A 14,945-nucleotide genomic window follows, 5' to 3' on the forward strand; every position below is an offset into this window, starting at 1 on the left:
GCTATCGCCCTCCTCGTGCTTCGCTCGGCGCGTGCCGCATGACGGCGGTTTCGTTCGCCTTCGCGTCGTCGGCCGCCGTTGCGCGGCCACGCGCGGAAACGGGCTGCGGCCGCGCGAGGCGCAGCATCTCGCGCGTGATCTCGACATGCTGCTGGGCGAAATGCTGCGTCGTGAGGTCGCGCGAAACGAGCTGCGCCGCTGCCGCACGCGCCTGGGCAAGGGCCACCGCGGGCTGCGCCACGAGCCGGTTCGCGGCCTCGCGCAGCGCCTGCGTGTCGAACGGCGGCACGTAGGAGACCGCCTTGCCGTCGAAATAGTCCGCGAGCGCGCCCACGTTGGTCACGATCATCGGCTTGCCGACGGCCGCCGCTTCGAGCATCACCGTAATGCCCGAAGCGTGCGAGTTGGGACGCAGCGGCACCACGATCACGTCGGCCCAGTCGTAGAGCGCGTGCTGCTTCTTGAGTCCCGAAGCCGACGCGATCTCGACGTTGGGCGCGTGCAGCGACGCGGGAATGCGCCGGCGTGTAGCGAGCTTCACGGTGTAGCGCGCGTCGTGGCCGAACGCCTTGATGAGCGTTTCCCAGTCGCGGTCGCGGTCGTTGCCGATGGCCGCGATGCGCAATGGCGCATGCGGTGTCCACGCTTCGGGTTCGCGCACGGGGAAGTCCGCGGTGTTGAGCCCGTAGTAGACGTGGCGCGCCTCGCGCTTCAGATAGTCGCGGCACAGCGCGGCGTTTTCGCTCGCGAGCGTCGTGAGCATGTCGGCACGCGCGATCAGCTTGCGATAGAACGCGCGGCGCAGCGCGCCGTAGTGCGGCCACTTGTCGAGCAGCCACACGCTCTGCGCGAGCAGCATCGGCGGTGCGGCGCGCCGGCCCAGCAAAAGCAGCAGCAACGCCACCGAAAGATGCTCGTGCTCGGTATGCGTCCAGACCACGTCCGAATTCAGGATGGCCGCGCGGTTGCGCCACGTATGAATGAAGTCGAAACCGAGCACGGCCTTCAGCGCGCGACGCGCAAGCCGCACCGGCGCGCTTTCGCGTGCGTCCTGCGAATAAGACAGCGCGAATTCAGGCGACTCGGCATGGTGATAACCGTACAGGCAGCCGATGTTCTCGCCCTTGCGGTAGTAGCGCGGATCGGCGCCGTAAAACAGGTGGACGTGGACGTGGGTCACGCTCATGCGGTTCTCCGGAAGGTGTTCGCAGGCCAGGGACGCTGGGCGTAGTCGACCGCGCGGGTCACAGCGTGGGTCACAGCGCGAATCACAGCTCGACTCACAGCGCGGCACGCCGCGCTTCGTGTGCGCCGGTTCGCACCGCGCGCCAGCGGGCGATGGTGGTGCGCCCGCGCTTCGAGGCGAGTGCGAGCGCCGCATGCGCGAAGCCCGGATAGACGCGCGTGCCGACGAGCGCATACCACCACCACGCGGCTTCGCGACGCAGCGGCGGCAATTGCGCGCGCAGGATCAGGTGCAGGTTGTAGGCGGCGTTGCGCACGGCCTGCATGGTCTGCGCGTCGCGGCGGTCGTCGTCGAAGCGTTCGGCGGGGAAATGGTCCACGGCCACCTGCGGGTCGTAGACGAGCTTCCAGCCCGCGTTCTTCACGCTCATGCTGAAGGCCATGTCGTTGTGCACCTGGGCGCCCGCGCCGCGCAGCCGGTTGTCGAAGCGGATGTGGCGGATGGCCTCGCGGCGGTAGCTCATGTTCGCGCCCTTGAGCACGTCCACTTCGCGCGCGCTGCCCACACCGAGATGATGGTTGCCCACGATCTTGCCCGACAGGCGCAGCTTGCCCACGAGCGGCCGTGCACCGTCGAGCACGCGGCCCTTCTCGTGCACCCAGTCTCGCCCGCCCAGCGCGCCCAGACGCGGATCGCTTTCGAAGGCCATCGCAATGCGCGCGACCCAGTCGGCACGCGGCGCGGCGTCGTCGTCGGTGATCGCCACGACGTCGCACGTGGCCGCATCGAGCCCGCGGTTCAGCGCGGCAACCTGGCCCGGCTGCTCGACGGGCACCACGACGAGCGGCAGCACGCGGCTCGCCACGTGCCGCGCGAGGCATTCGTGCGTCGCGTCGTCGTCGGGGCGGGCCACGACGATCACTTCGTCGGGCCGCCGCTGCTGGCGCTGAAGCGCGGCGAGGCACCGCGAAAGGTCCGCGGGACGGCGGAAGGTGGGAACGAGTACGGAGACTTTCATTCGGGTTCCTCTGTATCGTTTGACGTGTTGCCTGATGGAGCGCCGAGATGCGGCGTCACGCGCTCAGATATTCCTGCACGGCCGCATAGCCGCGCCCGTACGCGCCGCGCGCCCGCTGCGGCATCGCGTTGAAAATGGCGCCCTGCACGTGCACGCCGCCTGCGCGCAGGCGCTTGAGCATGTCGCCGATCTCGCCTTCGCTGTGCATGCCCGAGCGCACCACGACGAAGGTGGAGCCCACGTGCGCGCCGATCACGGCGGCGTCGGTCACGGCCAGCACGGGCGGCGTGTCGATCAGGATCGCGTCGTAGCGCTTCGCGAGCGCGTCGAGGTATTGGGCGAGCCGCGGCGACATCAGCAGCTCCGAGGGATTCGGCGGCCGGCGTCCGCAGGAAATGAACTGGAGGTTGTCGACCTCGGTGGTGCGGATCGCCTCTTCGAGCGCGATCTGCCCCGAGAGCAGTTCCGAGAAGCCGTTGTCCTGCGGGCCGCCCAGGTAGCGTTCCAGCGCGCCGCGCCGCATGTCGCCGTCGATCATCAGCACGCGCTTGCCCGAGTGCGCGAGCAGCACGGCGAGGTTCACGGTAAGAAAGCTCTTGCCCACACCGGGCATGGAGCCCGTGAGCATGATGGCGCGGTTGCTCGCGTCCATCATCGTGAACTGCAGCGCGGTGCGCAGACTGCGCAGGCTTTCCACCGTGACGTCTTTGGGCCGCACGCTGGCGAGCACGGAGCGCAGGCGATTGCCGCCGCGCACCACGGCGCTTTCGAGCGCGGTCTGTTCCGTGGAAAGCGGGATCATGCCGTACACAGGCAGATGGAAGGTGCGTTCGATGTGCTCCGGGTCCGCGATGCCCTTGAACATGTTGCGACGAACGAACACGAAGCCCGTGCCCACGATGAGCCCGAGAATCGCGGCGGCCGATACGATGAGCGCCTTCTTCGGCTTCGACGGCATGCCGGGCCGCATGGCGGCGTCCACGATATGCACGTTGCCGCCCGTGCCCACGCGCTGCACGGAGAGCTCCTGGATGCGGTTGAGCAGCAGCACGTAGATGTCTTCGGCCACCTTCGCGTCGCGCTGCAACTGCACGGCCTTCACTTCGGTGGCAGGCAGATCGCGAAAACGCGTGTCGTACTTCGCGCGCTCGGTTTCGAGTTGCGCGAGCTGCTGGCGCGCCGCGACGAGCACGGGGTGGTCCTCGCCGAAGCGCTGGTCGAGCGAGGCGATCTGCAGCTTCATGGCCGAAATCTGCTGCTCGTATTGCACGCTGCCGTCCAGATAGATCTTCGCTTCGTCGCTCGCGTTGATGGAGCCGGACTTGCTCTGGTAAGCCGTGAGCGCCGCTTCCGCGCGCACGAGGTCGCCCTTCAGGCGCGGTTCCTCGGCCTTCAGGAAGTCGAGCATCTTGTTCGCGTCGGCCTGCTTGGTGGCGACGTGCTCGCGCACGTACGACTGCGCGAGCGCGTTGGCGATCTGCGCGGCGCGGCCTGCGTCGGTGTCTTCCAGCGAGATCTGGATCACGCCCGTCTGCTTGCCCTGCTCCTGCACGTTGATGGCCGACTGGAAGGCCGTGATCGCATCGAGGTTGTTGAGGCGCACCACCGTAAAGCGCGTGCCGGGGCGCGCCACGAGCCGGTTCACGAGCATCGTCACGCCGTTGCCCTGCGCCTGCTGGCCCGCCTCGCCGCGCAAGAGCAGGCGGCCTTCGCTGTCTTCCAGCGTGTAGTGGTCCGCGCCCTCGGCGACGAGCGTGAGCTTCTTGCCTTCGAGCGCCGGGTCCACGTCGATCGAATCGACGTTCGCCACTTCCCCGCCCCATGCGTACGAATCGAGGCCGAGCCACGGCTTCGCGGGCTCGCCCGGCGTGGCAAGACGCGCGGCGAGGCTGCCCAGCACGGGGAACGTCTTCGGCGCCACGAAGAAGTTGAGCTTGAACTGGTCCACCACGGGCTCCACCACGCTGCGGCTCTTGATCATTTCGATCTCGGCGTCGGTGGGCAGCGCGGACGAACCCGTGGAAACCGCGGCGCCCGTCTGCGTCTGCGTAAGCGGCTGCGAGGTGTAGTCCGCGGCCTCCACGCGCACGCGCGCATCCGCCGTGTAGACGGGCTTCGCGACGTAGCAGTAGAACACCGCGATACCGACGACGATGGCGGCAATGCCGATGAGCCACCAGATGTCGTCGATCAACACCTGCAGCAGGTCGCCGAGGACCACGTCCTCTTCTTCGGTTCGGGCCGTGACGGCCAGTGGAGTGTTTGCTTGCGTGCTCACAGTTCGGTCCCGATGGATGAGAAGTAGCTCGTGCGTGTCATGTCGTGCATCAGCGCGTGATCTGCTTCGTGTAGAAGATGGTCTGGATGGTCGGCAGCACCTGCTGAAGGACGCGGTTGAACGTCGTCGAGGCGGCCGTGCCGACGTAGACCACGTCGAGCGGCTGCAACTGGAACTTCGTGGAGAGCATGATCGAGTCCGGCTGCGTCATGTCGAGCCGGTAGACGTCCGGCTTCGTGGGGTTGTCCATCATGCCGCGCATCACGTAGATCTGACGCGGGTTCGCATCGGTGTCCAGAATGCCGCCCGCCTGCGTGAGCGCATCCGCAATCGTGAGGCGGCCCTTCAGCATGGGCATCTGCGTGGGCGTCTTCACTTCGCCCAGCACGAACACGCGGCTGTCGGAGCGGTCCGGAATGTTCACGATGTCGCCGTTTTGCAGCATCACGTTTTGCGTCACGTCGCCGCGATCGAGCAGACGGTTCGCGTCGAGCACGTAGAGCTTGTCGTTGCGCGTGAGGCGCACGCGCTGGATGTCGGCGTCTGCCGTGGTGCCGCCCGAACGCGTGATGGCGTCGACGAGCGTGAGCGGCACGTCGCTGATGGCGAGCGGCCCCGGCTGCTTCACTTCGCCTGTGACCTGCACCTTCTGGCTGCGATACGCGAGCACGCGCACGTCCACCTGCGGGTTGCGGATGTAGCGCACGAGCCCTTTCGAGAGTTCGTCGCGCAGTTCGTTGACGGTCTTGCCCGCGGCGCGGATGCGGCCCACGAACGGGAAGTAGATGGTGCCGTCGGCGGCAACGGTCTGGCCGTACGGATCGGCCTGGCCCGAGAGCGCGTTCGTGTAGGGCTGCGTGAGCGCCTGCGCGACGGTCTGCGTGGTGTTGCCGCCCGTGGAGAACGTGCTGCCCTGCGGCGTGGAAAGTTCGGGATGGTCGTAGACCGTCACGCCGAGAATGTCTTGCGGCGCGAGGTGGTACACGTAGTCCGCGGGGCTCGCATAGCGCGATGCGGGCAGATCCACGGGCACGGCCGCGGCCTGCATCTGCGCGGCGACGAGCTGCGAGTCGATCAGATGCACCGGATACGTTTCCTGCTGCTTCTGCTCGTTGGAGTCTTCCAGACTCGACGTATCGAGGTAGTTACCGGGCGCGGTTGCGCAGGCCGACAGGAAAGCGGTCAGCGTCAAGACGATTCCGATGTTTCTCTTCAGCATATTTTGTCCAGCCATCCCTTCACCAGATGTTCGATCAGCGCGAAGCTGTCGCGGTATGCCGCTTCGTCGCGGCCATGCGGGTCGATCACGTCCGAGTCTTCCCACTGCCCGAGCGCGTAGACCTTGCCGCGCGAAGTGGGCTCGAGCGCTTCCACGTCTTTCACCTGACGGCGTTCCGTGACGAGCACGAGGTCCGCGTCGCGGATGAGCCGGCGCGTGAGCCGGCGCGAATGGTGCGCACCCGCCGCGATGCCGCGCTCGGCGAGCAGGCGCGCCATCACGGGGTCCATGCCGCCGCCTTCCATGGCGCGAATGCCGGCCGAGTGAAACGCCGGCGCCCGCGGCGAGCGGCCCGCCCTTGCGGCCTGGGCGGCCTGCGCGCGGAAGAGCCGCTCCGCGGCGGGCGACCGGCACACGTTCGCATGGCAAACGATCAGGACGTTGTTGAACATCGCGGGTTCTCCGTCGCGTGTTGCCGCGCGCGTGGGCGTCACGCTCTCGCCGTTTCGCCGGCCGGCACGTTGCCTGCGGTGCGCGGCTGCTGCACGGCGGCACGTGCGCCCGCAATCGCGCCCTGGCGGCCAATGGCGTGATACTCGATGCCGAGTTCGGCCATCGCTTCCGGCTCGTAGAGATTGCGGCCGTCGAACACGAGCGGCATCTTCAGTTGCGCCTTCAGCGCTTCGAAGTCGGGCATCTTGAAGACCTTCCATTCGGTGAGGATCACGAGCGCGTCGGCACCCTGCGCGGCTTCCATCTCGTCGTCCACGAATGCGAGGCGGGCCTGCTGCTGCGGAGCGCCTTCGAGGTCGAGCGCGAACACGCGGCGCGCCTCGTCGGTGGCGACCGGGTCGTAGGCCTTCACCGTGGCGCCGCGCGCGAGCAGCGCCGCGATCAGCGCGCGGCTGGGCGCCTCGCGCATGTCGTCGGTGTTGGGCTTGAACGCGAGACCCCACACGCCGAACGTGCGGCCCGTCAGGTCCTCGCCCAGACGCGCGACGATCTTGTGCGCAAGAATCTTCTTCTGCGTTTCATTGACCGCTTCCACCGCCTGCAGAATGCGCAGGCTCTGGCCTTGCTCGTCGGCGGTGCGCACGAGCGCCTGCACGTCTTTCGGAAAGCACGAGCCGCCGTAGCCGCACCCCGCATACAGAAAGTCGTAGCCGATGCGCGGATCGGAACCGATGCCGCGGCGCACGGCTTCGATGTCGGCGCCCACGCGGTCGGCCAGATTCGCGAGTTCGTTCATGAACGAGATGCGCGTGGCGAGCATGGCGTTCGCGGCGTACTTGGTGAACTCGGCGGAGCGCACGTCCATGTAGAGCGTGCGTTCGCGGTTGCGGTTGAACGGCGCGTACAGGCGCTTCATGAGTTCGCGCGCCTTTTCGCCGGGCACGTCGTCGTCGCAGCCCAGCACGATGCGGTCGGGCCGCGTGAAGTCCTCCACGGCCGCGCCTTCCTTCAGGAACTCGGGGTTCGAGACCACCGAGAACATGTGCTGCACGCCGCGCGCGCGCAACTCGCCCGCAATCGCTTCGCGCACGCGCGCCGCAGTGCCTACCGGCACCGTCGACTTGTCGACGATCACCTTGAAGCCGTTCATGTAGCGGCCGATGTTGCGCGCAGCCGCAAGCACGTATTGCAGGTCCGCCGAACCGTCTTCGTCGGGCGGCGTGCCCACGGCGATGAAGAGCACGTCGCCATGCGCGACGGCGGCTTCGACGTCGGTGGAAAACGTGAGCCGGCGCGCCTTGCGGTTGCGCGCGATGAGTTCCTGCAGGCCCGGTTCATGGATCGGCACGCCGCCGCTGTTGAGCACGTCGATCTTGCGTGCATCCACGTCGAGGCAGAACACGTCGTTGCCGATGTCGGCAAGACACGCGCCGGTAACGAGGCCAACGTAGCCGCTTCCAATGATCGTCAGGTTCATGAATCACACCTCGAGGGACAAGACATCCGGTTTCAGAAAACGGTGCGGAACGGGCCGCGCCGTGTCGAATCGTGTGGCGTGCGTTCGCGCGCCGGAGCGCACCGCGCCGCGCTGTTGCGCTATTCCGCTATTCCACTAATACGCGTTGCGGCCCGCGAAGCCCTTCCACATGGTCAGCGCGACGATCTTGAGGTCGAGCCAGAAGGTCCAGTGCTGCATGTAGTAGAGGTCGAGCTTCACGCGGCCCATCATCTTTTCGATGCGGTCCGTCTCGCCGCGATAGCCGTTGATCTGCGCCCAGCCCGTGATACCGGGCTTGATGCGATAGCGGTGCATGTAGCCCTTCACGAGGTCCTTGTAGATGTCGTCGTGTTCGAGCGCATGCGGGCGCGGACCTACCACCGACATCTCGCCCTTCAGCACGTTGATGAACTGCGGCAACTCGTCGAGGCTCGTGCGGCGCAGGAACGCGCCGACGGCCGTCACGCGCGGGTCGCCGCGACGCGCCTGGGTCACCTTGCCCGCTTCCTCGCGATGCACCTTCATCGAGCGGAACTTGTAGATCTCGAACTCGTTGCCGTCGATGCCCTTGCGCTTCTGGCGGAAAAACACGGGGCCCGGCGACGACAGCTTCACGAGCACCGCGATCACGAGCATCAGCGGCGAGAGCGCCGTGAGGGCCGCGAGCGCGAAGAGCCGGTCGAACACGAGCTTCGGCAGCACGCGCAAATCGGTAATGGGCGACGCCGCCAGGTTGATGGCCGGCACGCCCAGCAGATCGACCACGGGCTGGCTGAAGAGCGACAGGCTCTGCACGTCCGGAATGAACCGGATGTTGACGAAGTCGTGGCGCAGCTCCTTCACGAAGCCATGGATGGTGCGCTCCTGCGAAATGGGCAGCGCGAGCCACAGTTCGCGTATGCCGCGATGGCGGATCAGGCGGATCATCGCGGCGAAGGCGTGCTCCACGGGCACGCCTTCGATGGCGCCCGTGTCCGGCGTCGCCGCTTCGCCGGTCGCACCGAAGCTGCCGTCGTCGAATACCGCGACGGGTTTGAAGCCGGCCTCGGGGCGCGCGCGCATCTGCTCGATCATAAAACGGGCGTAGCGCGGGCTGCCCACGATGGCCACGGCCTTCTGGTTGTAGCCCTCGCGGCGCAGGCCTTTGAGCACGGTATGTACCGCCGTCTTCGTCACGATCAGCAGCGCGACGGTGGCGATCGCCCAGTAACCGAGCCACAGCCGCGACAGCATGTCCGAGCGGTGCAGGCTGAAGCTCATGAGAATGCCCATGCCCTCCACCGCGAGCCATGCAAGCGCCACGCGGCCCAGCAGGTCGTAGAGCGGCTTGCCGCGCCACGACTGATAGATACCGCAAGCCGGGAATATCCAGATCATCAGCAGGCAGTTGAACGCCAGCGTGACGTTCTGCATGTCCGTGAGCCATACCAGCGACCCGCCGTGCAACGCGGCTGCGATCAGCGCGCCCGCGGCAACCATCGCAATATCGATGACTCTGGATAGAACGCTCAGCATGAACCGCACCTCGGATTGTCGATCAAGTTCGTGTTCCGTCCGGGAATATGAGTGAATACCCTCGTACAAGGCTCAATAAAGCGGTATTAAAATTCGCCCGGCAAGCGCGCAAAATATCTCTAAATGTATCGGTACGAATTACCGAATTTTGTCTATTTTTGTTCGGTAATTGCTGCATTTTCTGCGACGCTCCGATGACAAACGGCGCCTTCGCGAGCCCCATCCGGCGGGCCACCGCCCTTCTTGTCAGACATATCACAGCAGCTTGCTCCCCAGTCCAGCCCCGTCCCGGGCAGGCTCGCCCTTGCCGGCTCCGGCCGTGGCGTCTTTTCTTTCCTTTTATTTTTAATTTTCTATAGAAAACGAAATAAAATCGCCATAAATCTTTATGCGTTTTATTGGATATCCAGCGGGTTCACGCAAAACGCTTTTGCGAAAGTTTCCCAATGCGTTTTATTGACTATTTACGTCGTGCTACAACTGCTCGCACTGGTCCTTTGATCCTGTGTGAGGAGAACGATATGTCTCATCCGGCAATTGCGGCGGCGCCCGGCGCCGGCGTTCGTACGGCCGCCCCGGCTGGCGTGAAGCTGAAGGTTCATCCGGTGATACTCGCGGGCGGTTCGGGCACGCGCCTGTGGCCCATGTCGCGCGAGCAGTATCCGAAGCAATTGATCGGACTGCTTGGCGACGACTCGCTGCTGCAATCCACGGCATGCCGGCTCGATGCGCTCGATGCGGGGTATCCGCTCGCGGAGCGGATCGTCGTGGTGGGCAACGAGGAACATCGCTTCACGACAGCGGAACAGTTGCGCGTGAGCGGCAAGGCTGCACGTCTCATTCTCGAGCCCGCGGGCCGGGACACGGCGCCGGCACTCACGGTGGCGGCGCTCACCATTGCGGCTGCCGACGAAGACGGCATCATGGTGATCATGCCCGCCGACCACGCCGTGACCGACCTCGCCGCGTTCCAGACCGCGGTGGCCGCCGGCGTGCAGCATGCCGCGGCGGGACACGTGGTGACGATGGGCATCGTGCCGACGCGCGCGGAAACCGGCTACGGCTACATCCGCGTGGGCGAGCCGCTCGCACAGAATGCCGGGTCGAACGATGCCGCGCGGCGCCTCGAACGCTTCGTCGAAAAGCCGCATCTCGAACTCGCGCAACAATACGTAGCGTCCAACACGTACTGGTGGAACAGCGGCATTTTCATCATGCGCGCGTCCACGTGGCTCAAGGCGATTCGTCATTTCGAGCCCGCCATTCACGAGGCGTGCGTCGCGGCCTGCGAACGCGGCCGCGACGACGGCGACTTCTTTCGCGTGGACAGCGAAGCGTTCGCCGCATCGCCGTCGAACTCGATCGACTATGCGGTGATGGAGCAACTGGGCAGCGACACTTCCGTCGCCACGGGCGTCGTGGTGCCGCTCGCGGCGGGCTGGTCCGACGTGGGATCGTGGGACGCCATCTGGGAAATTTCGCCGAAGGACGAGGCCAACAACGTGGGCCGCGGCCGCGTGCTGTTCGAAGGTGCGCAGACCACGTTCGCCCATTCGGAAGGACGCCTGATTGCCTGTGTCGGCACGCATGACCTCGTCGTGGTGGAAACACCCGACGCCATTCTCGTGGCCGACAAGGCACACGTGCAGGACGTGAAGAAAGTGGTGGGCCGCATTCGCAGCAGCCGCGGCACCGAGGCGGCGAACCATCGCAAGGTCCACCGCCCCTGGGGCCACTACGATTCCGTGGATACGGGCGAGCGCTTCCAGGTGAAGCGCATTGTCGTGAAGCCTGGCGCCCGCCTGTCGCTGCAGATGCATCATCACCGCGCGGAGCACTGGATCGTCGTGCGCGGTACGGCGCTCGTCACGCGAGGCGACGAGCGCTTCATCGTCTCCGAAAACGAATCGGCCTATATCCCGCTGGGCGTCACGCACCGGCTCGAGAACCCGGGCAAGATGCCGCTCGAAATCATCGAGGTGCAGTCGGGCTCCTATCTCGGCGAAGACGACATCGTGCGCTTCGACGATACCTACGGGCGGCAGTGAAAGTGCGCCCGCCCGTAGAGGGTTCGCTGAATGGGTCCGCTGAGTAGGCTGAGCGGACTCATTTGACCGTCTCCCGCGACGGCGGCGAAGCGACGTTCGTTCGCCGACCCGCCGACCGCGTGGGAGCGGATGGCAACTGCGATGAGGTGGCGCCCGCGTCGCGGAACACCGCGTCAGATCATTGCGCCTCGATCAGGCGAGACAGCGCGACGCGTCAGTTCGCGTGCGTCAGAAACTGCGAGACGCGCGGCGCGCGTTCGGGCCCGTGGTCGGGGGCGCGTTCAGGCATGCGGTCGGCGGTGCGTTGCGGCGCGGGGGGTGCAAGGCTCGCGCCTTGCGCGTCGCCGTCACCGAGTGCACCCAGCGTGACGTCTTCGCTTCTCGATACGACGTCGGTGGGATAGCGACGCAGCGCGACCCACCGCGCGTTTCCATTGAGCGCGTCCGCAGCGTTGCGCGTCACCGTTCCTGCGTTTGGCGCGCCGGGCAGCGCCCGTTGTACCTGATTGGCAAGCGGCGGTCGGCTGGGCACGGGCGCGCTCACGGCACCGCATTCGCGTTGTTGCGCGAGTTGCTGTGCGGCCGCGCGCGTGCGGCAATCGCGGTCGATCCACTGCTGCGCCCACTCGAGCGCATAGCGTTGCGCGACTTCGGCATCGTCGAAACGCGGGCCCACGAGACCCGAGCGCTCCACGCGGCGCCCGTCGCGCATGATTTCGGCGGCGGCACGATACAGACGATTGGGAATGGGCTGCGCCATCGCGTAGATCACATAGCCGCGGCGATCCACCACCTGCTCGCCCTGCGCGGGAAGGCTGGACCACATCGGGTCGCGCGTCACGACCTGCTGGCCCTGCGACGTGTGAAGCGATTGGGACGACCGCGACGAATGGGTCGCGCCCTGCCCGGCCGCCGTCGTGGCGCGCGACGCGTGCGCATCGTCCGCGTCGCCTTCGGGCTCGCCCGCGAGCTGACGCGTGATGTTCGCGATCGGATCCAGACGGCCGAGCGAATCGAGCGAACGGCCGAACGCGCGCCAGCCCGGCGTCGCATCGGGCGTCTGCCACGATTCGGGGCTTTTCCAGAACACGCCGCGCATGCCGTCCGCGCGCACGGTTTCCTCGCGCGCAGGCGGCGTGCTGTCCGGCGCGGTCTGACGCGCGACGGGCGCCGACGGTTCCGGCACGTAGGCGAACTTGCGTCCGCCTTGCGAGAGGATGCGGACCACCTCGGCCAGCGTGCCGTTCAGTTGCCACTCTTCGAAGCGGCGCCGGCAGGTTGGCCCGGACGGATAGCGGCCCGGTAGTTTCGACCACGGCTCGCCCGTGGTCAGAATCCAGAGGACTGCGTTGGCCACGACGCGAGGCTCGGCACGGGGCCGGCCGCGCCGGTTCAGGCGCACGACCGGCTCGTCGGAAACGAGCGCGGCCACCTGCGCCCATTCTTCATTGCTTAGCTCATCGAAAAACATGTGTTTCTCCACGCAGCCAGGCCGGGCTGCGGCTTTGAGCACGCACGAATTTCATGAAACGGGGATTCGTGTCGTGCCCTCGGTTGCACAATAGGCTTATGCGTTTTGTGCCACTTTCGAACGATCGCACTGAGGTAGTGCGAACATTCCCCGGCGCGACGCACAAAACGGGGTCTCACTCGTGCATGGGAGAATTTGTGCACGAAGCATACCATCACCAGGGTTTGCATGAATATGACAGAGACAGTTGTTACGCATGGAAACAAACTTGTCCTTTTCGCGGCGTCGAGACGGCTGGCTTGAAAACGGAAATGATGGCAGCCGCGGCACGCCGGACGTCGCTCCGGCGGCCTTGCCGAGTCTCTTTGCGGCTTTGTGACAGCTAATGTCACATATCGATGGCGCATTCGCGGCTTATCGATTTTTTTATGGATTTCTTATCACGTCGATATAGCCTGCGCCGAATATCGTCATTCCATGCCAATTGCGTAGTCCGCAATACGCCCGCCATGCTTTGCGCATCGCACATGCATGGGCGCGATGTGCGAGGCGGCTGCAATAAACGCGCTTTACTGCGCGCGCACAGGCGTGGCCGCCTGCTCGCCCACCACCGTCTGCCAGCCACGCACGTGCCAGCGCGTAACGAGCCCTTCACGCACATAAGGGTCGGCGCGCGCGAAGTTTTCTGCGACGGCAGGCGTGTCGCCCGTGAAAAGCAGCACTGCGCCATCGACGGGGTCGGTCAACGCGCCTGCCAGCAGCAGTTCACCGCGCTCGGCAGCGGCCCAGGCCAGCGCGAGGTGCGCCGCGCGGTAGTCGCCGCGGCGTTGAAGGTAGTCGGGTGCAACGTCGTACATGAGCAGGTAGTGCATGTGCGTCTCCGTGACGAAGTTCGAGTTACAGCCGGGCGGTCGCGATGGGCGCCGGCCCGGCGCATTGCATGTGGATCATATCGCCGCACGCGGAATGTGGAAGCGTGCGGGTCAACCCAGTGCCGTCGCGCGCCCAGGGAATAACCTGCCCTCACCGTGTCAACCAAAGCCACTGCCGCCTCGTTTTCAGGGCGGCTTTGCCACGCGCGGGACGATGCCGATAAACTGGCGCCGTCCGTGCCACCCTGACATGACAACGAGAAAGTCCAATCTCTGATGGGAGTGTGTCCATGAAAATCCAAACCGCTATCGCCGCAGTCGTGCTGGGTGGCGTATTCGCAGCACCGGTGTTCGCTCAAACGGCCGCACCCGCCGCGGCTCCCGCCGCCCCCGCAGCCAACACGCAGCAGCAAAAGATGAAGGCCTGCAACGCGCAAGCCAGCGGCAAGAAGGGTGACGATCGCAAGACGTTCATGAAGCAATGCCTTTCGGCCGATGCGCCGGCCGCGGCCTCCGGTCCGATGAGCCAGCAAGATCGCATGAAGATGTGCAACCAGCAGGCCACCGGCAAGAAGGGCGACGAGCGCAAGGCGTTCATGAAGTCGTGCCTCTCGACCAAGAGCTGAGCGGGCGCATCCGTTCTATCCGGCCCGGGCGCCCGCCTGGGCCGCGCGCAGTTTCTTCCCCGCGTTTCCCTATTCCCCTTCCCGCAGCGCGCCCGTACACCACGCCGGCCGTTTTCTTCTATGATGGCGGCCAGGGCGGCGCCTCCATCACATGCAAACACAATGAGCCATCGGGCGCCGACCGGTCGTTGATGCCGTAGTGCATTGAACGGAGGCAGGGATGGCATGGAGACAAAACCGCTGGATGCGGCGCTGGCTGATCGTGATCGTCTTCTGGGCGGTGCCCGTGGCGATCGTGGCCGTGCGCGAGATCCAGGAAGAAATGGCCTACAACCGGGCAGACCTCCAGCAGGCGCTCACCACCTGGACGTTCACCGACGCTGAGCGCGCCGCCGGTGCCGCACAACGCTGCCACGGCACACCGGACGAGGCCGCCGCCGCGGGTTGCCCGCAGAGCGTCCTTGCCGCGAACGCCGCGCGCCAGCAAGAAGCACGCGACGAATACGCCGTGCGGCGCGCCACCCTCGCCAGCTATTTATGGCATGCCTTCGTGGGTTACTGGGTCGTGCCGGCGGCCACCCTCTTCGCCGTGGGACTTCTGATTGCCGGCATTCGTCGCGCGCTGCGGCGGCCCCCCGTCAAGCGGCCGGCGGCGCATTGAGGGGCCGGCTGCCCGGATCACGCGGCTCACCCGAATTCCTTTCAATTTGTATTCCCGTCGGTCACAACTTCCGCCGCACGCCGTCCATTCACCCGCGGGC

The 14,945-nt window shown here is 66.0% G+C and carries 12 protein-coding genes; 3 read left to right on the forward strand and 9 right to left on the reverse strand.

Going from position 1 to position 14,945, the window contains the following annotated elements; all coding sequences use genetic code 11:
• Window position 1 precedes the first annotated feature (1 nt).
• The 7 genes from U0042_RS10655 to U0042_RS10685 all read right to left on the reverse strand — a co-directional run bounded on the left by U0042_RS10655 (window position 2) and on the right by U0042_RS10685 (window position 9,167).
• Window positions 2-1,186, reverse strand: a complete 1,185-nt coding sequence (locus U0042_RS10655) for a glycosyltransferase (RefSeq protein ID WP_114810873.1) — start codon at window positions 1,184-1,186, stop codon at window positions 2-4.
• A 94-nt stretch (window positions 1,187-1,280) separates the two neighbouring features.
• Window positions 1,281-2,204 carry a glycosyltransferase gene (locus tag U0042_RS10660; RefSeq protein ID WP_114810872.1) on the reverse strand — a complete coding sequence of 308 codons (924 nt, stop codon included), beginning with the start codon at window positions 2,202-2,204 and terminating at the stop codon, window positions 1,281-1,283.
• Between the two features lie 55 nt (window positions 2,205-2,259).
• On the reverse strand, window positions 2,260-4,482 hold the full coding sequence (locus U0042_RS10665; protein WP_419150507.1) for a polysaccharide biosynthesis tyrosine autokinase: 2,223 nt from the start codon (window positions 4,480-4,482) through the stop codon (window positions 2,260-2,262).
• A gap of 49 nt (window positions 4,483-4,531) precedes the next feature.
• Complete coding sequence (locus tag U0042_RS10670) at window positions 4,532-5,716, reverse strand: polysaccharide biosynthesis/export family protein (protein ID WP_114810871.1); 1,185 nt, start codon at window positions 5,714-5,716, stop codon at window positions 4,532-4,534.
• The gene (locus U0042_RS10675) at window positions 5,695-6,153 is read right to left on the reverse strand and encodes a low molecular weight phosphotyrosine protein phosphatase (RefSeq protein ID WP_114810870.1); all 459 of its coding nucleotides are present in this window, start codon (window positions 6,151-6,153) and stop codon (window positions 5,695-5,697) included. The genes U0042_RS10670 and U0042_RS10675 overlap by 22 nt, the downstream gene beginning before the upstream one ends.
• Before the next feature lie 38 nt (window positions 6,154-6,191).
• Window positions 6,192-7,631, reverse strand: a complete 1,440-nt coding sequence (locus tag U0042_RS10680; RefSeq protein WP_114810869.1) for a UDP-glucose dehydrogenase family protein — start codon at window positions 7,629-7,631, stop codon at window positions 6,192-6,194.
• A gap of 135 nt (window positions 7,632-7,766) precedes the next feature.
• Window positions 7,767-9,167 carry an undecaprenyl-phosphate glucose phosphotransferase gene (locus U0042_RS10685; RefSeq protein WP_114810868.1) on the reverse strand — a complete coding sequence of 467 codons (1,401 nt, stop codon included), beginning with the start codon at window positions 9,165-9,167 and terminating at the stop codon, window positions 7,767-7,769.
• 521 nt (window positions 9,168-9,688) lie between these two features.
• On the opposite strand from U0042_RS10685, the gene U0042_RS10690 reads away from it, so the two are divergent.
• A complete protein-coding gene (locus U0042_RS10690) occupies window positions 9,689-11,215 on the forward strand; it encodes a mannose-1-phosphate guanylyltransferase/mannose-6-phosphate isomerase (RefSeq protein WP_114810867.1) in 1,527 nt (508 codons plus the stop codon).
• 214 nt (window positions 11,216-11,429) lie between these two features.
• Here the strand turns inward: U0042_RS10690 and U0042_RS10695 are convergent, their stop codons facing one another.
• Both U0042_RS10695 and U0042_RS10700 read right to left on the reverse strand, forming a co-directional pair.
• A complete protein-coding gene (locus U0042_RS10695) occupies window positions 11,430-12,686 on the reverse strand; it encodes a transposase (RefSeq protein WP_114810866.1) in 1,257 nt (418 codons plus the stop codon).
• Between the two features lie 569 nt (window positions 12,687-13,255).
• On the reverse strand, window positions 13,256-13,558 hold the full coding sequence (locus tag U0042_RS10700; RefSeq protein WP_114810865.1) for a YciI-like protein: 303 nt from the start codon (window positions 13,556-13,558) through the stop codon (window positions 13,256-13,258).
• A 290-nt stretch (window positions 13,559-13,848) separates the two neighbouring features.
• On the opposite strand from U0042_RS10700, the gene U0042_RS10705 reads away from it, so the two are divergent.
• Complete coding sequence (locus U0042_RS10705) at window positions 13,849-14,184, forward strand: PsiF family protein (RefSeq protein ID WP_114810864.1); 336 nt, start codon at window positions 13,849-13,851, stop codon at window positions 14,182-14,184.
• Window positions 14,185-14,404: 220 nt separating this feature from the next.
• A complete protein-coding gene (locus U0042_RS10710; RefSeq protein WP_114810863.1) occupies window positions 14,405-14,845 on the forward strand; it encodes a hypothetical protein in 441 nt (146 codons plus the stop codon).
• Window positions 14,846-14,945: the final 100 nt, after the last annotated feature.

It is taken from the genome of Paraburkholderia kururiensis, from assembly GCF_034424375.1.
In the GTDB taxonomy this organism is placed as follows: Bacteria; Pseudomonadota; Gammaproteobacteria; order Burkholderiales; family Burkholderiaceae; genus Paraburkholderia; species Paraburkholderia kururiensis_A.